This window comes from Prescottella defluvii, assembly GCF_000738775.1.
Classification (GTDB): domain Bacteria; phylum Actinomycetota; class Actinomycetes; order Mycobacteriales; family Mycobacteriaceae; genus Prescottella; species Prescottella defluvii.
Genome location: NZ_JPOC01000196.1, coordinates 1 through 208, shown reverse-complemented (window position 1 = coordinate 208; position 208 = coordinate 1). Strand labels below are relative to the sequence as shown.

General features: G+C 70.2%; 1 pseudogene. It reads right to left on the bottom strand.

Annotated elements, in window-relative coordinates:
• Window positions 1-208, bottom strand: a pseudogene (locus tag IJ15_RS0124445) (ribosome maturation factor RimP); the annotation flags it as partial.

The window sequence follows — 208 nt, the reverse complement described above, 5'->3', positions numbered from 1 at the left end:
GAGTTCCACCCGGCGCACGACCGGACCACCCTTGGCCTTGACGACGACGTCGACCGCACCGTCGGCGAGCTGCCCGATCCGACCGGTCACGGACTCGGATTCGAGTTCGATCAGCGCCTTGCGCCCCTGAGCACGCCGCCAGTGCCGCTCCTCGGTGAGCGGCCGGTCGATGCCCGGGGACGTCACCTCGAGCGTGTACGGCGACTCA